The sequence below is a fragment of the Arthrobacter sp. BG5 genome (genome assembly GCF_056680155.1).
Genome location: NZ_CM155268.1, coordinates 2,697,521 through 2,719,609 on the forward strand (window position 1 = coordinate 2,697,521; position 22,089 = coordinate 2,719,609).

Here is a 22,089-nt window from a genome sequence, read left to right on the forward strand (position 1 = left end):
GGCCAAAAAAGTGAGCAGCCTTAGCATTCTGTGCGATTTGTAGATAACGTCGAGGCTGTGACGACTAACTCGCGAACCAGTGCCGTGTCCAAGCAAAAGCCGAAGGCCCTGATCACGGAGGGCCTCAAATTCGGCAGGTTTCCCATCACCGCGGTGCAGCCTGCGGTGGAAGACGGAAAATTCCCCGCCAAGGCCGTAGTGGGCGAGAGCATTGTGGTCGGCGCCACCGCCTTCCGCGAGGGCCACGACATGCTCGGCGTCAGCGCCGTCCTGCTGGACCCGCGGGGCAAAGAACGGCAGCGCGTCCGGCTGGCCCCGCCGCGCGGAGACCGGGGCAAAGGCACCGACCGCTGGGAAGGCCTGCTCACCCCGTCCGGCACCGGCAAGTGGTCCTTTGTGATCGAGGCCTGGCACGACCGTTACGGCACCTGGCACCACAACGCCGAGGTCAAGATTGAGGCGGGCATCGACGTCGACCTGATGCTGGCCGAGGGTGCCGCCCTGCTGACCGAGGCCTCCGAGGACGCCACCCGGCCCTCCGCGGACCGGCGGACCCTGCGGATCGCCGTCGTCGGCCTGTCCGACGGCTCGAAAACCCCGGAAGAGCGCCTCGCCGCGGGCTTCAGCGCCGACGTCGCCGCCGTCGTCGCGCGCCAGCCGATCCGGGAACTGGTGACCGTCTCCGAACCGTATCCGCTGCTGGTGGAGCGCGAGCTCGCCGGCCGCGGCGCCTGGTACGAGTTCTTCCCGCGCTCCGAGGGCGCCGTCCGCAACCACGAGACCGGCGAGTGGACCTCTGGAACCTTCCGCACCGCCGCCAAGCGCCTCGACGCGGTGGCCGCGATGGGCTTCGACATCATCTACATGCCGCCGATCCACCCGATCGGCACCCAGCACCGCAAGGGCCCGAACAACACCCTGCTGGCCGGCCCGCACGACCCCGGCTCCCCGTGGGCCATCGGCGCGAAGGAAGGCGGCCACGACGCCATCCACCCGGACCTGGGCACCTTCGAGGACTTCGATGCCTTCGTGGCGCGCGCCGGCGAGCTGGGGCTGGAAGTGGCCCTCGACCTCGCGCTGCAGGCCGCCCCGGACCACCCCTGGGTGCAGAGCCATCCGGAATGGTTCACCACCCGCGTCGACGGCAGCATCGCCTACGCCGAAAACCCGCCGAAGAAGTACCAGGACATCTTCCCGCTCAACTTCGACAACGATCCGGCCGGTCTGTCCAACGAGATCCTGCGGATCGTCCAGCTCTGGGTCAGCCATGGCGTCAAGATTTTCCGCGTCGACAACCCGCACACCAAGCCGGTCTGGTTCTGGGAGTGGTTGATCGCCAAGGTCAACAAGAAGAACCCCGACGTCGTTTTCCTCGCCGAGGCGTTCACCCGGCCGGCGATGATGCACGCGCTGGGCCGGGCCGGGTTCCAGCAGTCCTACACCTACTTCACCTGGCGCAACACCAAGGAGGAGCTGGAGAAGTACTTCCACGAGGTCAGCCACGAATCCCCGGCCTACTTCCGGCCGAACTTCTTCGTCAACACCCCGGACATCCTCACCGAGTACCTGCAGTTCGGCGGCCCGGCGGCGTTCAAGATCCGTGCCGCGCTGGCCGCCACCGCCAGCCCCATCTGGGGCGTCTACGCCGGCTACGAACTGTACGAGCACGTGGCGCGGCCCGGAGCGGAGGAGTACATCGACAACGAGAAGTTCGAGTACAAGGCCCGCGACTGGGACGCGGCGGCGGAATCCGGCCGCACGCTGGCCCCGTACCTGACCCGGCTCAACGAGATCCGCCACACGCACCCGGCCCTCGGCGACCTGCAGAACCTGACCCTGCACGGCAGCACGGACAGCGCCACAATCGTGTACTCGAAGCACAAGACCCTTCCGGACGGCACCAAGGACACCCTGATCATTGTGGTCAATGTGGATCCGCACAGCACCCGGGAGAGCACGGTCTCCCTGGACCTGGCAGCCCTGGAGCTGGACCCGGAGAACCTGACGCACAACGGGGGCTTCATCGTCGATGACCTGCTGACCGGCGAGAGCTGGGAATGGGGCGAGTACAACTACGTACGCCTCGACGCGCACGTCGAACCCGCCCACATCCTGAGCATCCGGAGGTAGCGCCAGTGAGTTTCAGCCCGAGCAACCCCAACCAGCACTTCACCCCGAAGGGGACTTTCGAACTGAACGCGCCCGGCCTCCAGCACGATCCGCATTGGTACCGCAAGGCGGTCTTCTACGAGGTCCTGGTGCGCGGTTTCGCCGACGGGAACGGCGACGGGTCCGGCGACTTCCACGGCCTGATCGAGAAACTGGACTACCTGCAGTGGCTCGGCGTCGACTGCCTCTGGCTGCCGCCCTTCTTCCAGTCCCCGCTCCGCGACGGCGGCTACGACATCTCGGACTACAACTCCGTGCTGGACGAATTCGGCACCATCAGCGACTTCAAGCGGCTCGTCGCGGAAGCCCACGCCCGCGGCGTCCGGGTCATCATCGACCTGCCGCTGAACCACACCTCGGACCAGCACCCCTGGTTCCAGGAATCGCGCAAGGACCCGGACGGACCCTTCGGGGACTTCTACGTGTGGAGCGACACGGACGAGAAGTACCAGGACGCGCGCATCATCTTCGTGGACACCGAGGAATCCAACTGGACGTTCGACCCGATCCGCCGCCAGTTCTTCTGGCACCGTTTCTTCAGCCACCAGCCGGACCTGAATTTCGAGAACCCGAAGGTGATCGACGCCCTCTTCGACGTCGTCCGCTTCTGGCTGGACCAGGGCATCGACGGCTTCCGCGCCGACGCGATTCCCTACCTCTTCGAGGAGGAAGGCACCAACTGCGAGAACCTGCCGGCGACCCACGAGTTCCTGCGCCAGCTGCGCCGGATGGTCGACGAGAGCTACCCGGGCCGCGTCATCATCGCCGAAGCCAACCAGCCGCCGGCCGAAGTGGTGGAGTACTTTGGCACCGAAGAGGAACCGGAATGCCACATGGCCTTCCACTTCCCGATCATGCCGCGGCTGTACTACGCGCTGCGGGACCAGAAGGCCGCGCCCATCATCGAGACGATGAAGGACACCCCGGACATTCCCGAGGGCGCCCAGTGGGGCACCTTCCTGCGCAACCACGACGAGCTGACCCTGGAAATGGTCACTGCCGACGAGCGCGCCGCGATGCTGGGCTGGTATGCGCCGGACCCCCGCATGCGCGCCAATATCGGCATCCGCCGCCGGCTGGCCCCGCTGCTGGATAACTCCCGGTCCGAGATCGAACTGATCAACGCGCTGCTGCTCTCACTGCCGGGAAGCCCGTTCCTGTACTACGGCGACGAGATCGGCATGGGCGACAACATCTGGCTCGAGGACCGCGACGCGGTCCGCACCCCGATGCAATGGAACCCGGACCGCAACGCCGGGTTCTCCCACGCCGACCCGGGAAAGCTGTATCTCCCGGTGATCCAGTCGCTGGTTTACAACTACAGCATGGCCAACGTGGAGGCCGAGGCGGCCCACTCCGGCTCGCTGCTGCGCTGGACCCGGCAGATCCTCAGCGTCCGCAAGAACCACCCCGCCTTCGGGCTCGGGTCGTTCCAGCACGTCGAAGCGGACCACGACGTCGTCCTGTCCTACCTGCGCGACCTGCCCGCGGGCAACGCCGCCGGGGAGGAACCGGAGACCATCCTGTGCGCCTTCAACCTCTCCCAGCACCCGGTGGCCACCACGCTGCGGATCCCGCAGTACGCCGGCCGCGGGCTCCGCGACGTGTTCGGCGGCCAGCCCTTCCCGGGAATCTCCGACGACGGCACGCTGACCCTCACGCTCGGCAGCCACGACTTCTTCTGGCTGCGGATCCGATCGGCCGCCTCCAACCCGGCCTCGCCGCACACCCAGGCGATGCCTATCCTGTCCATCGAAGGCTGAAATGACCCGACCCACCCTTTCCCCCGCACTGGACGCCCTGCTCCGCAGCTGGCTGCCGCGCCAGCGCTGGTTCCCCGTCAAGAGCGCCCACTTCAGCTTCGAACCGGTCGGCCGGGTGCGCCTCGGCGGCGGCCCGGAAGGCGGGCCGACGGCTGGCGGGACGCCGGAGATCGGTGCAACGCTTGAAGTCCTGCTCCTCGCGGTGACGTACCCGACGGCGGACGGCAACCGCACCGACGTCGTGCAGGTGCCGCTGAGCTCCCGCAGCCTGCCGCTGGCGGGTGCCGGGGCGGCCCTGCTCGGGGAGATCGCCACGGACGGCACGGACTCCGCCCACGGCTGGATTTACGACGGCGTCCACGACCCTGCCTTCATCGCGGCCTGGCTGGAACTCATGCGGGCACGCGCAGCCACCGCCGACGCCGCGGCCGCCGGCCACCTGGTGGAATCGAACTACCGGTTGCCCTTCGCCACGGGCAAGGTCCGGGTACTCTCCGGCGAGCAGTCCAACAGTTCCGTGATCGTCGACGACGGCGCCTCCGCGGCGATCCTCAAGTTCTTCCGGGTGCTGTCCGAGGGGCAGAATCCCGAGGTGGAGATCGGCGCCGCCCTGACCGCCGGCCGCACCACCGAGGTCCCGGCCACCCTTGGCTGGGTCACCGGCGAATGGGCCGGCCCCGACGGCGGTGCGACCGCGCGCGGCGAGCTCGCCGTCGCGCACGAATTCCTGGCCGGCGGCCTGGACGCCTGGCGCCTGGCCGTGGATGCGGCCAGCACCGGCACCGACTTCACCGCTGAGGCCCGGGCGCTGGGCGTCGCGACGGCCACCGTGCACCGCCGGCTGGCCGAGGCGCTGGGCACCGCAGCGGAGTCCGTGCCGGGCGGGGACATCGCCCCGGGCGTCGCCCAGCGGGTCCGCCAGTCGTGGGCGGAGGCAGGCGCCGCCGTCGGGCCCTTCGACGACGAACTGGAGGCGCTCCTCTCGCGGCTGGAAGGCAGCAGCGCCGGCCGGCTGCAGCGCATCCACGGCGACCTGCACCTCGGCCAGATCCTGCAGGTCCCCGGCGGCACCGGGCAGCCGGCGCGCTGGGCCATCCTGGACTTCGAGGGCGAGCCGCTGCGGCCGATCTCGGAACGCAACTTCCCGGACGTGCCGCTCCGCGACGTCGTCGGCATGCTGCGGTCCTTTGATTACGCCGCCGGCGCCGCCGTCCGCGAATACAACGACGCCGTTGTGCCCGCGGCCTGGGTGGACGACTGTGCCGAGGCCTTCCTGGCCGGCTATGCGGAAGTCACGCCCGGCACCATCGACCGTGACTCGCCGCTGTTTGTGGCGTTGTGGCTCGACAAGGCTCTTTATGAAGTTGTTTACGAACTACGGAACAGGCCGGATTGGCTCGCCATCCCGGTGAATGCGTCCCGTCGTCTCCTTGGCAGTACAGGCTCCGGCGTTCCCGCCGAAGCCGCAGCGGAAGGTAACAAAATGACAGGTTCAGCACGTACCGATCGACCCGGCGTCCCGCTTCCCGTGGATGCGGAGACCCTTGCGCGGGTCGCCGCCGGAGAGCACCACGCGCCGCACTCGGTCCTGGGTGCCCACCTCGACGACTACGGCCACGTCACCATCCGTACCGTGAAGCACCTCGCGGAAGCCGTGTCCGTGGTCACCGCGGCAGGCAGCTTCCCGATGTCGCACGAATCGGGCGGCGTCTGGGTTGCCGTCCTGGAGCCGGTGGACGAAGGGCACGTGCCGGACTACCGGCTCGAGGTCACCTACGAGGGCCAGGCGGCGCAGCAGGCCGACGAGCCCTACCGCTACCTGCCGACGGTGGGGGAGATCGACCTGCACCTGATCGGCGAAGGCCGGCACGAGCGCCTCTGGGATGTGTTGGGCGCGCACGTCCAGCACTACAAGTCCGCCCTGGGCGACGTTGACGGCGTGTCTTTCGCGGTGTGGGCACCAAACGCGCAGGCCGTGCGGGTCAAGGGTGACTTCAACGGCTGGGACGGGCGGGAATTCTCCATGCGTTCCCTCGGGTCCTCGGGCGTGTGGGAGCTGTTCATCCCGGGCGTTGTAGCAGGAGCGTGCTACAAGTTCGAGATCAAAACCAAGTACGGCCACTGGGTCGAGAAGGCCGATCCGCTCGCCTTCGGCACCGAAGTCCCGCCGCTGACGGCCTCCCGCGTGGTGGAACCCTCCTACGCGTTCAAGGACGAGGAGTGGATGAAGGCCCGCGCGGCCCGGGACCCGCACAACGCGCCGATGAGCGTCTATGAGGTCCACCTGGGTTCCTGGCGGGTCGGGCTGGACTACCGCGAGCTGGCGAAGGAACTCGTGGAGTACGTGAAGTGGCTCGGCTTCACCCACGTGGAGTTCATGCCCGTCGCCGAACACCCCTTCGGCGGGTCCTGGGGCTACCAGGTCACGTCCTACTTCGCACCGACCTCGCGCTTCGGGCACCCGGACGAGTTCCGGCACCTCGTGGACGAACTGCACCAGGCCGGCATCGGCGTGCTGCTGGACTGGGTCCCGGCGCACTTCCCCAAGGACGCGTGGGCGCTGGCGAAGTTCGACGGCGACCCGCTCTACGAGCACTCCGACCCGAACCTGGGCGAACACCCGGACTGGGGCACCCTGATCTTCGACTTCGGCCGGAGCGAGGTCCGCAACTTCCTGGTTGCCAATGCGCTCTACTGGCTGGAGGAGTTCCACATCGACGGCCTCCGCGTCGACGCCGTGGCCTCCATGCTCTACCTGGACTACTCCCGCGAGGAAGGCCAGTGGCAGCCGAACCGCTTCGGCGGCCGCGAAAACCTCGAAGCGATCTCCTTCCTGCAGGAAGTCAACGCCACGGTCTACAAGACCCACCCCGGCGCGGTCATGATCGCCGAGGAATCCACGGCGTTCCCCGGGGTCACGGCTCCTACCAGCCAGGGCGGCCTGGGCTTTGGGATCAAGTGGAACATGGGCTGGATGCACGACTCGCTCAAGTACATGGCGGAGGACCCGTTCAACCGGAAATGGCACCACGGCACCATCACCTTCTCGATGGTCTACGCCTACACGGAGAACTTCCTGCTGCCGATCAGCCACGACGAGGTGGTGCACGGCAAGGGCTCGATGCTGCGCAAGATGCCCGGCGACCGCTGGCAGCAGCTCGCCAACCTGCGGGCGTTCCTGGGCTACCAGTGGGCGCACCCGGGCAAGCAGCTGATCTTCATGGGCACCGAGTTTGGCCAGGAAGCGGAATGGTCCGAGCAGCACGGCCTGGACTGGTGGCTCGCCGACATCCCCGCGCACCGGGGTGTGCAGCTCCTGACCAAGGACCTGAACAAGCTGTACAGCTCCACACCGGCGATGTACGAACGGGACAACGACCCCGACGGCTTCCAGTGGGTCAACGGAGGCGACGCGGACCGCAACGTGTTGACCTTCATCCGCCGGGACGCCGCCGGCGACGCGCTGGTGTGTGCCTTGAACTTCTCCGGCGCACCGCACCATGACTTCGCCCTGGGGGTCCCGGCCGCAGGGGAGTGGCAGGAAGTCCTGAACACCGACGCCGCCGCCTACGGGGGCTCGGGTGTCCTGAACGAGGGAACCCTGACGGCTGCCGACGCGGGGATCGACGGCCAGCCCGCCACGCTCACCGTGACGTTGCCTCCGCTCGGGGCCGCGTACTTCAAGGCCGTCGGGTAGGTCTGTGGAAGTTGCCGGTTGACGCCGGCCATGGCCAGGGAAGACCAGTCGTGGGGAGAGGCCCGGAATCCTTGTGGTTCCGGGCTCTTCCTTGTCGCGGGCCGGGCCTCGGCGCAGGCCCGTGGCCCGGTGCCGCAGGGGGCGGTCCGGGGGCGGCTTTGTCACCCGGCCCGAGTGGTGGTACAGTTTATTTCCGCGCTGCTCCCCGGAGTTGATCCGCTAAGAAGACCAAGAAGCCTTTGGCAAGACTGAGTCGGAACGCTGATTTGACTAGGGTGAAGCAAGCGGGTAAGTTTGAAAAGTTGCTCCGGAGCGATCCTGGACCGTTGGGTTTGGGTGGTGCCGGGTGTGTCTGTTGTTTGAGAACTCAATAGTGTGCCAAGTTTGTTGATACCAATTTATTGTATTGAATTGGTTGATTGTGCCGGATCTGCCACCCCGTGGTGGGTCTGGTGTTTTTAGCTGGTTTCAAATTTTGTGCAGCCTGGTTCCGCGTTTTCCCGTGGTTCTTTGGTTGTGTCTGTTTTTCTTCAACGGAGAGTTTGATCCTGGCTCAGGATGAACGCTGGCGGCGTGCTTAACACATGCAAGTCGAACGATGATCCCAGCTTGCTGGGGGATTAGTGGCGAACGGGTGAGTAACACGTGAGTAACCTGCCCTTAACTCTGGGATAAGCCTGGGAAACTGGGTCTAATACCGGATATGACTCCTCATCGCATGGTGGGGGGTGGAAAGCTTTATTGTGGTTTTGGATGGACTCGCGGCCTATCAGCTTGTTGGTGAGGTAATGGCTCACCAAGGCGACGACGGGTAGCCGGCCTGAGAGGGTGACCGGCCACACTGGGACTGAGACACGGCCCAGACTCCTACGGGAGGCAGCAGTGGGGAATATTGCACAATGGGCGCAAGCCTGATGCAGCGACGCCGCGTGAGGGATGACGGCCTTCGGGTTGTAAACCTCTTTCAGTAGGGAAGAAGCGAAAGTGACGGTACCTGCAGAAGAAGCGCCGGCTAACTACGTGCCAGCAGCCGCGGTAATACGTAGGGCGCAAGCGTTATCCGGAATTATTGGGCGTAAAGAGCTCGTAGGCGGTTTGTCGCGTCTGCCGTGAAAGTCCGGGGCTCAACTCCGGATCTGCGGTGGGTACGGGCAGACTAGAGTGATGTAGGGGAGACTGGAATTCCTGGTGTAGCGGTGAAATGCGCAGATATCAGGAGGAACACCGATGGCGAAGGCAGGTCTCTGGGCATTAACTGACGCTGAGGAGCGAAAGCATGGGGAGCGAACAGGATTAGATACCCTGGTAGTCCATGCCGTAAACGTTGGGCACTAGGTGTGGGGGACATTCCACGTTTTCCGCGCCGTAGCTAACGCATTAAGTGCCCCGCCTGGGGAGTACGGCCGCAAGGCTAAAACTCAAAGGAATTGACGGGGGCCCGCACAAGCGGCGGAGCATGCGGATTAATTCGATGCAACGCGAAGAACCTTACCAAGGCTTGACATGGACCGGACCGGGCTGGAAACAGTCCTTCCCCTTTGGGGCCGGTTCACAGGTGGTGCATGGTTGTCGTCAGCTCGTGTCGTGAGATGTTGGGTTAAGTCCCGCAACGAGCGCAACCCTCGTTCCATGTTGCCAGCGCGTAATGGCGGGGACTCATGGGAGACTGCCGGGGTCAACTCGGAGGAAGGTGGGGACGACGTCAAATCATCATGCCCCTTATGTCTTGGGCTTCACGCATGCTACAATGGCCGGTACAAAGGGTTGCGATACTGTGAGGTGGAGCTAATCCCAAAAAGCCGGTCTCAGTTCGGATTGGGGTCTGCAACTCGACCCCATGAAGTCGGAGTCGCTAGTAATCGCAGATCAGCAACGCTGCGGTGAATACGTTCCCGGGCCTTGTACACACCGCCCGTCAAGTCACGAAAGTTGGTAACACCCGAAGCCGGTGGCCTAACCCCTTGTGGGAGGGAGCTGTCGAAGGTGGGACTGGCGATTGGGACTAAGTCGTAACAAGGTAGCCGTACCGGAAGGTGCGGCTGGATCACCTCCTTTCTAAGGAGCACCTACAACAACCCCGCCGGGCGTTATGCCTGTGTGGTGGTGTTGTCAGGAGTACGCCCGTTGCGCAGACGATTGTTCTGCGGCGGGTGCTCACGGGTGGAATATCAACAAATAGCGGCCGCATGGTTTTGTCCTTGCCCAGTACGGATGTGCTGCTCTCTTGTGGAGCAGGGTGTCCTGGAACGGCGGGGGCGGGACGCAGGCGGTTTAGTGTTTGGCACACTGTTGGGTCCTGAGACAACAGGACCATGGCTTGCGCGTTCTTCTCCTTTCGGGGGGTTGGGGGTGCGGGGTGTGGGACTTGTGTTTCTGGTTTCCCGGCTGCGACGTTTCATGCACTGTTCGGTCCCTTTTGTGGGGGTCTGGTGTGTGGGGTGTGTGGTACGGGGTTGTTGTTTGAGAACTACATAGTGGACGCGAGCATCTTTTATAAGAAGCAATTTCCAAGAATATGAACCTGGATCTGGCTGCGCGTGATGGTGTCACCCTTTTGGGGTGGTGTTGTTGGGTGTGGTTGGTTTCTGTGGTTCTCTCGAAATTACTCCTTGATCTTTTGTGGTCAAGTTTTTAAGAGCACACGGTGGATGCCTTGGCATTAGGAGCCGAAGAAGGACGTAGGAATCTGCGATAAGCCTGGGGGAGTCGATAACCGGACTGTGATCCCAGGGTGTCCGAATGGGGAAACCCCGCCAGGGACGCGAGTTGCCTGGTGACCCGCATCTGAACACATAGGGTGCGTGGAGGGAACGCGGGGAAGTGAAACATCTCAGTACCCGCAGGAAGAGAAAACAATAGTGATTCCGTTAGTAGTGGCGAGCGAACGCGGATCAGGCTAAACCGTTCCATGTGTGATAGCCGGCGGGCGTTGCATGGTCGGGGTTGTGGGACTTTCCGTTCTGTCTCTGCCGGGACAGTGGGGTGAGAGCATGTGCATAGGTGAACGGTCTTGAAAGGCCGGCCAGAGAGGGTGTGAGCCCCGTAACCGAAATGTAGTGTGCCGCCTGGGAAGTATCCCAAGTAGCACGGGGCCCGAGAAATCCCGTGCGAATCTGTCAGGACCACCTGATAAGCCTAAATACTCCCTAATGACCGATAGCGGACCAGTACCGTGAGGGAAAGGTGAAAAGTACCCCGGGAGGGGAGTGAAACAGTACCTGAAACCGTGTGCTTACAATCCGTCGGAGCCTCCGCAGCTTGCTGTGTTGGGGTGACGGCGTGCCTTTTGAAGAATGAGCCTGCGAGTTAGTGTTACGTCGCGAGGTTAACCCGTGTGGGGAAGCCGTAGCGAAAGCGAGTCTGAACAGGGCGTTGCAGTGGCGTGATCTAGACCCGAAGCGAAGTGATCTACCCATGGCCAGGTTGAAGCGACGGTAAGACGTCGTGGAGGACCGAACCCACTTCAGTTGAAAATGGAGGGGATGAGCTGTGGGTAGGGGTGAAAGGCCAATCAAACTTCGTGATAGCTGGTTCTCCCCGAAATGCATTTAGGTGCAGCGTTGCGTGTTTCTTACCGGAGGTAGAGCTACTGGATGGCTAATGGGCCCTACAAGGTTACTGACGTCAGCCAAACTCCGAATGCCGGTAAGTGAGAGCGCAGCAGTGAGACTGTGGGGGATAAGCTTCATAGTCGAGAGGGAAACAGCCCAGACCACCAACTAAGGCCCCTAAGCGTGTGCTAAGTGGGAAAGGATGTGGAGTTGCGAAGACAACCAGGAGGTTGGCTTAGAAGCAGCCATCCTTAAAAGAGTGCGTAATAGCTCACTGGTCAAGTGATTCCGCGCCGACAATGTAGCGGGGCTCAAGTACACCGCCGAAGTTGTGGCATTCAGATATTAGCTAAGCCCTTGTGGTTCAGGCGTCTGGATGGGTAGGGGAGCGTCGTGTGGGCAGTGAAGTCGCGGTGTAAACCAGCGGTGGAGCCTACACGAGTGAGAATGCAGGCATGAGTAGCGAAAGACGGGTGAGAAACCCGTCCGCCGAATGATCAAGGGTTCCAGGGTCAAGCTAATCTGCCCTGGGTAAGTCGGGACCTAAGGCGAGGCCGACAGGCGTAGTCGATGGACAACGGGTTGATATTCCCGTACCGGCGAAAAACCGCCCATGCTGAACAGGGGATACTAACCGCCCGAGACCTGCCCGATCACCCTTGTGGTGTGAGGGTTTTGGTGGAGCGCGGGACCGAAACCTGGGAGGCAAGCGTATTAACAGGTGTGACGCAGGAAGGTAGCCGAGCCGGGCGATGGTTGTCCCGGTCTAAGGATGTAGGGCGAACGGTAGGCAAATCCGCCGTTCATGATGCCTGAGACCCGACGGGACCCCCGTATGGGGGGATTCGGTGATCCTATGCTGCCTAGAAAAGCATCGACGCGAGGTTTTAGCCGCCCGTACCCCAAACCGACACAGGTGATCAGGTAGAGAATACTAAGGCGATCGAGAGAATTATGGTTAAGGAACTCGGCAAAATGCCCCCGTAACTTCGGGAGAAGGGGGGCCCCCATCGTGATGGACACAAGCTGTCCGGAGCGTGCAGGGGCCGCAGAGACCAGGGGGAAGCGACTGTTTACTAAAAACACAGGTCCGTGCGAAGTCGCAAGACGATGTATACGGACTGACTCCTGCCCGGTGCTGGAAGGTTAAGAGGACCGGTTAGCCGCAAGGCGAAGCTGAGAATTTAAGCCCCAGTAAACGGCGGTGGTAACTATAACCATCCTAAGGTAGCGAAATTCCTTGTCGGGTAAGTTCCGACCTGCACGAATGGAGTAACGACTTCCCCGCTGTCTCAACCATAAACTCGGCGAAATTGCAGTACGAGTAAAGATGCTCGTTACGCGCAGCAGGACGGAAAGACCCCGAGACCTTTACTATAGTTTGGTATTGGTGTTCGGAGTGGCTTGTGTAGGATAGGTGGGAGACGTTGAAGCCCGGACGCCAGTTCGGGTGGAGTCATCGTTGAAATACCACTCTGGTCACTTTGGACATCTAACTTCGGCCCGTAATCCGGGTCAGGGACAGTGCCTGATGGGTAGTTTAACTGGGGCGGTTGCCTCCTAAAAAGTAACGGAGGCGCCCAAAGGTTCCCTCAGCCTGGTTGGCAATCAGGTGTCGAGTGTAAGTGCACAAGGGAGCTTGACTGTGAGAGAGACATCTCGAGCAGGGACGAAAGTCGGGACTAGTGATCCGGCGGTACATTGTGGAATGGCCGTCGCTCAACGGATAAAAGGTACCTCGGGGATAACAGGCTGATCTTGCCCAAGAGTCCATATCGACGGCATGGTTTGGCACCTCGATGTCGGCTCGTCGCATCCTGGGGCTGGAGTAGGTCCCAAGGGTTGGGCTGTTCGCCCATTAAAGCGGTACGCGAGCTGGGTTTAGAACGTCGTGAGACAGTTCGGTCCCTATCCGCTGCGCGCGCAGGAAATTTGAGAAGGGCTGTCCTTAGTACGAGAGGACCGGGACGGACGAACCTCTGGTGTGTCAGTTGTACTGCCAAGTGCACCGCTGATTAGCTACGTTCGGATGGGATAACCGCTGAAAGCATCTAAGCGGGAAGCTCGCTTCGAGATGAGATTTCCATACACCTTGTGTGTGAGAGGCCCCCAGCCAGACCACTGGGTTGATAGGCCGGATGTGGAAGCGAGGACTAACGACTCGTGAAGCTGACCGGTACTAATAGGCCGATAACTTACACCACACACCCACCCCGCGAACCAACATCAAAAGGGGTTCGCACCCATGGGGAGGGTACAAAGAAACAAGACTGCTTGCGTCCACTATGTGGTTCCCAAACAACAAACCCGCCACGGGCACGTTGATCCAGGGAACCAAAACTGAATAACAACACCACATGTTGTAACCACACAGATTTCCCGCCCAGGGAACCCCGCACAAGGGTCCCACGGGTGCGGAGCAAGGGTTACGGCGGTCATAGCGTGGGGGAAACGCCCGGTCCCATTCCGAACCCGGAAGCTAAGACCCACAGCGCCGATGGTACTGCACCCGGGAGGGTGTGGGAGAGTAGGTCACCGCCGGACATACATTAGGTCGAGAGCCTCCAACCACCAGGTTGGAGGCTCTCCCCCTTTAACCCCAAACGACGCACCCGTAGGGCCAAACCCTCCCTGCCACCCGGCGCCTAAAACGTGGACGCTCCCTCAGATCCTGCCAGTATGTCAACGACGCTCCCGCAGCACTGGCATGTATCCGACGGTCCCTCCCGCAGAAACGGCATCCAAAAAAGAGAACCCACCCGCAGATCCTGCCGGCAAGCAAACAGCCCTCCCGCAGCACTGACGCGGATCGGATCGACCATCCCGCAGATCCTGCCGGCAAGCAAACAACCCTCCCGCACCAGAGACGCCTAAAACGAGAACGCTCCCGCAACCCAGGTGGCGGCCGCCACGGTTGACCGCCTTAGGCCTCATGCCGGTGGCGCCTCCGTCAGGCCGACATAGCGGGAGCGTTGTGGTTAGGGCGGTCAAAAGTGCGGGAGCATTGGGCAGAAGCGGGTCAAAACTGAGGGAGCGTTGGGCAGAAGCGGGTCAAAACTGAGGGAGCGTCGGGGGTGAGGGGTACCAAGTAGAGTTGATGCCCATGGATAACCTCTTCAGCCACGCCGCGGCAGCCCCGGATCCCGAGCCGGCCGACGTCCTGGAGCCGGTGGTGTGTACCGCCGTCGTCCCTGGCGCCGTCGCAAGGGCCTTCGTAGGGTTTACCGAACATACGCACCTCTGGTGGCCGCTCGAGGGCCACAGCGTCTACGGGCCGGGCTCCTACGTCGAGTTTGAGGAAAACCTCGTCCTGGAAACCGCTGACGACGGCAGGACCGCCGTCTGGGGCTCTATCGACGACTGGCAGCCACCGCTGTCCTTCCACGCCAGCTGGCACCCAGGCACGCAGGCCCTGTGGTCCACCGAGCTGCGGGTCGCGTTCCGGGCCGTGGAGGGCGGCACCGAGCTGCGGCTGGTGCACAGCGGCTGGGAGGGCGCCCAGGACCCGGCCGCGGCGCGGGCTGGGTGGCAGGCAGACTGGCCCGAAGTCCTGCAGCGGTTCGGCCGGTTCATGGGCGGCTCCGGGGACTGAGTGTCCGGCAATTCGACGTTCCTGCCCAGTTCTTGGGATCCGCAACGCCCCGTGCCCGCGGCCTTCCCCTAGTTTCCGGGCAGTTTGCGCCGCCAGGTCCGGAAGGCGAGGGAACAACTGGGCAGGAACGTAACGGCCTGGCGAAACTAGCGCAGCGGCGCGGCCTCGGCCGGCGGAACGGCCGTGCTGGAGCGGATCACAAACCGGGTCGGATATTCGGTGTCCGCCGCCGCCGTGTCCGCGCCGCCGTCGAGCCCGGCGAGCAGGCGCCGGACCGCCAGCGCGCCCTGGCCCCGCGGGTCCTGGTCGATCGTGGTGAGGCCGAACAGCTCGCCGAGTTCGTGGCCGTCAATACCGATGACGGACAGATCATGGGGAACACGGAGCCCGAAGTCGCGGGCGGCGAGGATCGTGCCGATCGCCATCTCGTCGGACGCGGCAAAGACCGCGGTCGGGCGCTCCGGGGAGATGCCCAGCAGCTGACGAGCGCTGGCGTAGGCGCCCTGGATGGTGAAGTCGGCGGAGACCAGCCATTCCGGCCGGATGGGCAGGCCGGCGTCCCTCATGGCCTTGGTGAAGCCGCCCTGGCGCGTGCCCGGGAGCCGGAAGTCCTTCTCATAGGCGGCGTCGCCGGTCATGTGCGCAATCCTGCTGTGGCCAAGCTGGATCAGGTGCCGGGCCGCTGCTTCGGCAATTCCCGAATCGTTGATCCGGATGGTCGAGGCGCCCGGCAGGGGCCCGCCGATCCCCACAATGGGCCGGTGGATGGCGAGCAGCTGCTGGATCTCGGCCTCGCTGAGTTCCAGCGAGACGGCAATGACCGCGTCCACCCGCTTGCGCAGCAGGAAGTCGTTGAGCACGCTGTGCCGGCGTTCCTCCCCTTCGCTGACGTTGTACAGCGTGAGGTCGTAGCCGGCGTCGAGCAGGGTCGCGGATACGCCCTCCACCACCGAGGAGAAGAACCAGCGGTGCACGGACGGAACCACGACGCCGACGTTGTGGTTCCGCCCGGACGCCAGGCTGGAGGCGTGGTAGGACAGCACGAAGCCAAGTTCCGTAGCGGCGGCCTGGGCCCGTTCGCGGCTCTGGGCCGAAACGTTGCCCTTGCCGCTCAAGGCGCGCGAAACGGTGGCGATGGAGAGGCCGGCCCGTTCCGCGACGTCCTTGATGCCGGGCATTCTCAGCTCTCCGTGTCCTCGATGTAGATTTCCAGCCAAACAGTTTCACCTGAGCTTAACCGATGGGCGTCGTCATCCTGTTCCGCAGACACGGAGCTGCGCAGCAGCACCTGTCCGGCGGGCAGCTCGAGCGGCTCCGGCCCGACGTTAAGCAGCACCGCGGTGGTGCCGTTGAGGTAGGCCAGCGTGGTGTCCGTGCACCAGTTCTCCAGCCAGCTGAGCGAACCCTGGCCGAGGCTGAGCTCGCGCCGGAGCACCAGCATCCGCCGGTACAGGGATAGGTGCGACGACGGCGACGCGGCCTGCGCGTCGCGGGCCAGGCCGGCGAAGCTCGCCGGCTGCGGCAGCCACGGATCCGCGCCCGTGCCGAAGCCCGCGTGCGGCTCGCCGGAACGCCACGGCAGCGGCACCCGGCAGCCGTCCCGGCCCAGCCGCTCGCCGCCGGTCCGCCCGAAGGTGGGGTCCTGGCGCTGGGAGTCGGGAATGTCGATTCCGTCGGGCAGGCCGAGCTCCTCGCCCTGGTAGAGGTACGCTCCGCCGGGCAGGCCCAGCATAAACATGGACGCCGCCGCGGCCCGGGAACGGCCGAGCTCATCGTCCGGCTGCATGTCGGCCGGGCCGATGCCGTCGCCGTCGCGGGGCGCCGGACCGTTGTAGCCGAAGCGGGTGGCGTGCCGGACGACGTCGTGGTTGGACAGCACCCAGGTGCTCGGCGCACCGACGGCGTCCAGGGCGGTCAGTGACTCGGTAATGACATGGCGCATGCGGTGCACGTCCAGTCCCGCGTGCAGGTAGGGGAAGTTGAAGGCCTGGTGCATCTCGTCCGGGCGGACCCAGTCGGCCAGCCGGGGGAGCGGGTCCACGTTGGCTTCCGCGCAGAGAATGCGGTCGGGGCCGTACTCGGCCAGGATCCGGCGCCAGGTCCGGTAGATGTCGTGCAGCGCGGGCTGGCCGAACATCGGGGCTTCGTGGCCGGGGAAGCCGTGCGAGCTGTTGCCGTCGGCGCGGCCGCCCCATTCGGGCAGGCCCGGCGCCTTGACGAGGGCGTGCGCCACGTCGACGCGGAAGCCGGAGACGCCGCGGTCCAGCCAGAAGCGCAGGACGCGCTCAAATTCGGCGTGGACGGCGTCGTTGTCCCAGTTGAAGTCGGGCTGGGAGGTATCGAAGAGGTGCAGGTACCACTGACCAGGGGTGCCGTCAGGTTCGGTGATGCGGGTCCAGGCCGGTCCGCCGAAGTGCGACTGCCAGTTGTTCGGCGGCTCCTCGCCGAAGGGGCCGCGGCCGTCGCGGAAGATGAACATGTCCCGCTCCGGGCTGCCCGCGGGAGCGGCCAGCGCGGCCTGGAACGCGGCGTGCTGGTCTGAGCAGTGGTTCGGCACCAGGTCCACGATCAGCCGCAGCCCAAGGCGCGTGGCTTCGGCCATCATGGCGTCGAAGTCGTCCAGGGTCCCAAACAAGGGGTCGACGTCGCAGTAGTCGCTGACGTCGTAGCCGGCGTCGCGCTGGGGGGAGCGGTAGAACGGCGAGAGCCAGACCGCGTCGATCTCCAGCTCGGCGAGCTGGGGGAGTTCGGCGGTGATGCCGGCCAGGTCGCCGACGCCGTCGCCGTTGAGGTCCCGGAACGAGCGCGGGTACACCTGGTAGATCACGGCCGAGCGCCACCAGCCGGGGGTGTCATCTGCGGCGTGCACCAGGGTCAGCGGGCCGGCCAGCGCGGCGGGGGCTGTGAGTACTGAATCAACGGACATGCCGGTAATCGTAAGTCCCCAACGTCGAAATTGAAAACGCTTCCAGCCGAAGACTGTTTTGAGTCGCCCGGACAGCCTGCGATGAATCCGCGGCCCGGACCCGCAGGTTCCGCACCAACTGGCCTCTTAGGGGTGTCCCGCGGTTTTTCGGCCTGGTCGTCGCCCCGCGACACGCCACGCTAGAATGACTTTCCAAAGCGTCCATCACCGTGTAGCTTGGAAGCGCTTGCAGCTGTGAGCCACATCACCGACGATGCCACCGGGCCAGGAGTCTTCCGAAGAGCCCTCCGCGTGGATGCAGGATTTTATGAAAGGGACACCAATGAAGGTGCAGAACACCCTCACAACCGGGACCAGCCGCCGGGTATTCACGGCCGGTGCGATTTCCGTCGTTGCAGCGCTGGCGCTCAGCGCCTGCGGCGGGGCAGCAGCCACCGGCCCGGCCACGGCGACGGCCACGGCCACCGCGAAGCCGGACCTCAAGTCCGGCGGCGCCGGCACGATCACCATGTGGGTCGACGCCGAGCGCTCGCCCGCCCTGAAGGACATCACCGCGAAGTTCAAGGCCGACACCGGCATCGACGTCAAGCTCGTGGTCAAGGACTTCGCGGCCGTCCGCGACGACTTCATCACCCAGGTCCCCACGGGCAAGGGCCCGGACCTGATCGTCGGTCCGCATGACTGGGTAGGCAAGTTCGTGCAGAACGGTGTGATCGCGCCGGTTGAGCTCGGCGACAAGAAGGACGCCTTCCAGGAGTCCTCGGTCAAGGCCATGACTTACAACGGCTCCGTTTACGGCGTCCCCTACGCGGTTGAGAACATCGGCCTCCTGCGCAACACGGCCATCGTCCCGGACGCGGCCAAGACCATGGACGAGGTCATCGCCAACGGCAAGAAGGCCGTCGCCGACGGCAAGGCGAAGTTCCCGTTCCTGGTCGGCATGGACCCGAAGCAGGGCGACCCGTACCACCTGTACCCGCTGCAGGCCTCCATGGGTTCGCAGGTCTTCGGCAAGGCTGCCGACGGCGGCTACGACCCGAAGCAGCTCCTGATCGGCGACGCCGCCGGCGTCGAGTTCGCCAAGAAGCTCACCGCCTGGGGCGACAAGGGCGAGAAGATCATCAACTCCAACATCACCGGTGACATCGCCAAGGAGAAGTTCCTCGCCGGCGAGTCCCCGTACTACCTGACCGGCCCGTGGAACCTTCCGGACGTGCAGAAGAAGGGCATCAAGTTCGCTGTTGACGAGCTGCCGACCGCCGGTGACCAGCCGGCCCAGCCGTTCATCGGCGTCAATGGCTTCTTCATCAGCGCCAAGAGCGCCAACGCACTGGCCACCAACGAGTTCGTCACCAACTACCTCACCTCCGAGGCAGCCCAGGACTCCATGTACAAGGCCGGCGGCCGCCCGCCGGCACTGAAGGCCTCCTTCGAGAAGGCCTCCAGCGACCCGGTCGTGGCCGCGTTCGGCAAGATCGGCGCCACCGGCGTCCCGATGCCGGCCATCCCGGAAATGAGCGCCGTGTGGGCCGACTGGGGAGCCACCGAGCTCGCCCTGATCAAGGGCCAGGGCGACCCGGCCGCTGACTGGGCCAAGATGGCCGCCAGCATCAAGGCGAAAATCAAGGGTTAGTCCCGCGCCGGTTCCTGACGCATGCGCCGGTAACCGGCAGCACCGGGCCGGGCGGCCGCCAAGCCGCCCGGCCCGTTCCTGCATCACCCCAGCTTCTCCCAAGGACTGTAGACAGCCATGTCAGAAACCGAACTCCGCGAGGACACAGACCCCGCAGCGTCGTCCGCCCCGGACACCGCCCCCACCGCCCCCGGCCGGCAGGCCAGCAGCCTCCGCCGACGCCGGTCCGGCCCGGAGGGCACAAAAGGGACCATCGCCAAGATCGTGCTCCTGGGCCTCGTGGACGCCCTTGCCGTCTACGTCCTGATGATGCTCTTCCTGAGCCAGTCCTGGCTGGCGCTGGGAGTGTCCGCCGCCGTCGTGCTGGTGATCAACTGGATCTACCTCCGCAAGGGCGGCCTGCCCGCCAAGTACCTGGCCCCCGGTGTGCTGTTCCTGCTGGTCTTCCAGGTCTTCGTGGTCATGTTCAGCGGCTACATCGCCTTCACCAACTACGGCGACGGCCACAACAGCACCAAGGATGATGCGATCGCCGCCATCCAGCTCACGGCGCAGAAGCGCGTCCCGGATTCACCGGCCTACAAGACCTCCGTGCTGGCCAAGGACAACTCCTTCTACCTGCTCTTCACCGACCCGCAGGGCAAGGTCTCGCTGGGCAGCACCGACAAGCCGCTGGAGGAAGTCGCCGGGGCAGGCAAAGACTCCACCGGCAAGGCCAAGACGCTGGACGGCTACCGGACCCTGAACTTCCAGGAAATCGTCGCCAACCAGCAGAGCATCCTGGACATCACCGTCCCGGTCTCCGCGGACCCGGCCGACGGCACCCTGCGCACCGCCGACGGCAGCAACGCCTACCAGTTCAAGCCGGCACTCAAGTACGACGCCGGCGCGGACACTTTCACGGACACCGCCACCGGTTCCGTCTACCGCGACAACGGCAAGGGCGCCTTCGCGGCGGACAACGGCGAGCAGCTCTCCACCGGCTGGAAGATCGACGTCGGGATGGAAAACTTCGCCCGCGCCTTCACCGACCCCAGCCTGCGCGGTCCGCTGCTGGGCGTCATCCTCTGGACCTTCACCTTCGCCGTGGCCTCGGTGGCGCTGACCTTCGCGCTGGGGCTGTTCCTGGCCATCACCTTCAACCGCGAGGACCTCAAAGGCAAGAAGGCGTACCGGATCCTGATGATCCTGCCCTACGCCTTCCCGGCCTTCCTCACCGGCCTGGTCTGGTCCGGCATCCTCAACCCCGAGTTCGGCTGGCTCAACCAGACCCTGCTCGGCGGAGCCTCGATCGGCTGGCTCACCGACCCGGTCCTGGCCAAGATCAGCGTCCTCATGGTCAACCTCTGGCTGGGCTTCCCCTACATGTTCCTGGTCTGCACCGGGGCCCTGCAGTCGCTGCCCTCCGAACTGGAGGAGGCCGCCCGGATGGACGGCGCCGGACCGTGGCGGGTGTTCCGCTCCATCAAGCTGCCGCTGCTGCTGGTGTCGATCGCGCCGCTGCTGATCTCCTCCTTCGCCTTCAACTTCAACAACTTCAATGTGATCTTTATGCTCACCGGCGGCGGACCCCGCTTTGCCGACACGGACCGGGACATCGGAGCCACCGACATCCTGATCACCTTGGTGTACAAGGTGGCGTTCGGGCAGGGCACCGGCCGTGACTACGGCCTCGCCAGTGCGCTGGCCATCATCATCTTCATTATCGTGGCCACCGTCTCGGCCATCAGTTTCAAGCAGACCAAGGCACTCGAGGACGTGAACTCATGAACGGGTCAGCATCGCGCACCGCCGCAACGGCGGACGACGCCGAACGCGGCACCGGCACCGACACCGGCGCCGGCAGCACCGCCACCGGCACCACCGACGTCGAATACCTCCAGTCGCTGCGGCGCCGGCGTCCCTTCGGCGTCTGGTTCAAGGACAAGGGCTGGCGCCACCTGGTGGGCGTCATCGTAACGATCTTCGCGGTCTTCCCGCTGCTCTACGTCCTTTCCGCGGCATTGAACTCCACCGGCACCCTGGTGGGCTCCAACGCGCTGTTCAGCAAGATCGACTTCGGCAACTTCACCGCGCTGTTCGACATGCCCTCGCGGCCCTTTGCCCAATGGTTCCTGAACACCATGGTGGTGGGCGGCGTGACCTCCGCGGCCACGGTGTTCCTCGGCGCGATGGCGGCATACGCCTTTTCCCGGATGCGCTTCAAGGGCCGCCGGATCGGGCTGCTGAGCCTGCTCCTGCTGCAGATGTTCCCGCAGCTGCTGGCCGTGGTGGCCATCTTCCTGCTGCTCAGCGGAATCTCCGAGGTTATCCCCGCGCTGGGACTGGGCAGCCAGCTGGGCCTGATCATGGTCTACCTCGGCGGCGCCCTGGGCGTGAACACCTACCTGATGTACGGCTTCTTCAACACCGTGCCGCAGTCCCTGGATGAGGCGGCCAAGATCGACGGCGCCAGCCACACCCAGATCTTCTTCGGCATCATCATGCGCCTGGTCACGCCGATCCTGGCCGTCGTGGGCCTACTGTCCTTCATCGCCATCTCCGGCGAATTCGTGATCGCGTCCGTGGTGCTCACGGACCCGGACAGCCAGACCCTCGCCGTCGGGCTCTACTCCTTCGTGGCGCAGCAGCGCTCCGAAAACTGGGGCGTCTTCGCCGCCGGCGCCGTCATCTCCGCCATCCCGGTGATGGCACTGTTCCTGTTCCTGCAGCGCTACATCGTCAGCGGGCTCACGGCGGGCTCGGTGAAGGGCTAGGC

The 22,089-nt window shown here is 64.6% G+C and carries 9 protein-coding genes and 3 rRNA genes; 10 read left to right on the top strand and 2 right to left on the bottom strand.

Annotated elements, in window-relative coordinates:
* Positions 1 to 57: 57 nt before the first annotated feature.
* The 7 genes from AC1MBE_RS12540 to AC1MBE_RS12570 all read left to right on the top strand — a co-directional run bounded on the left by AC1MBE_RS12540 (position 58) and on the right by AC1MBE_RS12570 (position 14,772).
* Positions 58 to 2,130: an alpha-1,4-glucan--maltose-1-phosphate maltosyltransferase gene (locus tag AC1MBE_RS12540; protein WP_479778701.1), complete on the top strand. Its 2,073-nt coding sequence runs from the start codon at positions 58 to 60 to the stop codon at positions 2,128 to 2,130.
* A 5-nt stretch (positions 2,131 to 2,135) separates the two neighbouring features.
* Positions 2,136 to 3,932 (top strand): maltose alpha-D-glucosyltransferase, encoded by a 1,797-nt coding sequence (gene treS, locus AC1MBE_RS12545; RefSeq protein ID WP_479778703.1) that lies wholly within the window; start codon positions 2,136 to 2,138, stop codon positions 3,930 to 3,932.
* Position 3,933: 1 nt separating this feature from the next.
* Positions 3,934 to 7,629: a 1,4-alpha-glucan branching enzyme gene (locus tag AC1MBE_RS12550; protein ID WP_479778705.1), complete on the top strand. Its 3,696-nt coding sequence runs from the start codon at positions 3,934 to 3,936 to the stop codon at positions 7,627 to 7,629.
* 530 nt (positions 7,630 to 8,159) lie between these two features.
* A 16S ribosomal RNA gene (locus AC1MBE_RS12555) occupies positions 8,160 to 9,684 on the top strand.
* A gap of 566 nt (positions 9,685 to 10,250) precedes the next feature.
* A 23S ribosomal RNA gene (locus AC1MBE_RS12560) occupies positions 10,251 to 13,384 on the top strand.
* A gap of 223 nt (positions 13,385 to 13,607) precedes the next feature.
* A 5S ribosomal RNA gene (rrf, locus tag AC1MBE_RS12565) occupies positions 13,608 to 13,724 on the top strand.
* The 16S, 23S and 5S rRNA genes sit together here, the layout of an rRNA operon.
* Before the next feature lie 559 nt (positions 13,725 to 14,283).
* Positions 14,284 to 14,772, top strand: a complete 489-nt coding sequence (locus AC1MBE_RS12570) for an SRPBCC domain-containing protein (protein ID WP_479778707.1) — start codon at positions 14,284 to 14,286, stop codon at positions 14,770 to 14,772.
* Positions 14,773 to 14,918: 146 nt separating this feature from the next.
* On the opposite strand, the gene AC1MBE_RS12575 is transcribed toward AC1MBE_RS12570, so the two are convergent.
* Together AC1MBE_RS12575 and AC1MBE_RS12580 are read right to left on the bottom strand one after the other, a co-directional pair.
* Positions 14,919 to 15,950: a LacI family DNA-binding transcriptional regulator gene (locus AC1MBE_RS12575; RefSeq protein ID WP_479778709.1), complete on the bottom strand. Its 1,032-nt coding sequence runs from the start codon at positions 15,948 to 15,950 to the stop codon at positions 14,919 to 14,921.
* 2 nt (positions 15,951 to 15,952) lie between these two features.
* Complete coding sequence (locus AC1MBE_RS12580) at positions 15,953 to 17,698, bottom strand: glycoside hydrolase family 13 protein (protein ID WP_479778711.1); 1,746 nt, start codon at positions 17,696 to 17,698, stop codon at positions 15,953 to 15,955.
* Positions 17,699 to 18,020: 322 nt separating this feature from the next.
* On the opposite strand from AC1MBE_RS12580, the gene AC1MBE_RS12585 reads away from it, so the two are divergent.
* The 3 genes from AC1MBE_RS12585 (at position 18,021) to AC1MBE_RS12595 (ending at position 22,087) form a co-directional block, all read left to right on the top strand.
* A complete protein-coding gene (locus AC1MBE_RS12585) occupies positions 18,021 to 19,331 on the top strand; it encodes a sugar ABC transporter substrate-binding protein (protein ID WP_479778713.1) in 1,311 nt (436 codons plus the stop codon).
* 117 nt (positions 19,332 to 19,448) lie between these two features.
* Positions 19,449 to 21,101 carry an ABC transporter permease subunit gene (locus tag AC1MBE_RS12590; protein ID WP_479778715.1) on the top strand — a complete coding sequence of 551 codons (1,653 nt, stop codon included), beginning with the start codon at positions 19,449 to 19,451 and terminating at the stop codon, positions 21,099 to 21,101.
* The gene (locus AC1MBE_RS12595) at positions 21,098 to 22,087 is read left to right on the top strand and encodes a sugar ABC transporter permease (protein WP_479778716.1); all 990 of its coding nucleotides are present in this window, start codon (positions 21,098 to 21,100) and stop codon (positions 22,085 to 22,087) included. The genes AC1MBE_RS12590 and AC1MBE_RS12595 overlap by 4 nt, the downstream gene beginning before the upstream one ends.
* Positions 22,088 to 22,089 lie beyond the last annotated feature (2 nt).

Coding starts and splice junctions, on each gene's coding strand:
- AC1MBE_RS12595 (WP_479778716.1), top strand. CDS start 21,098: ATGAACGGGTCAGCATCGCGCACCGCCGCAACGGCGGACGACGCCGAA.
- AC1MBE_RS12590 (WP_479778715.1), top strand. CDS start 19,449: ATGTCAGAAACCGAACTCCGCGAGGACACAGACCCCGCAGCGTCGTCC.
- AC1MBE_RS12550 (WP_479778705.1), top strand. CDS start 3,934: ATGACCCGACCCACCCTTTCCCCCGCACTGGACGCCCTGCTCCGCAGC.
- AC1MBE_RS12575 (WP_479778709.1), bottom strand. CDS start 15,950: ATGCCCGGCATCAAGGACGTCGCGGAACGGGCCGGCCTCTCCATCGCC.
- AC1MBE_RS12580 (WP_479778711.1), bottom strand. CDS start 17,698: ATGTCCGTTGATTCAGTACTCACAGCCCCCGCCGCGCTGGCCGGCCCG.
- AC1MBE_RS12570 (WP_479778707.1), top strand. CDS start 14,284: ATGGATAACCTCTTCAGCCACGCCGCGGCAGCCCCGGATCCCGAGCCG.
- AC1MBE_RS12585 (WP_479778713.1), top strand. CDS start 18,021: ATGAAGGTGCAGAACACCCTCACAACCGGGACCAGCCGCCGGGTATTC.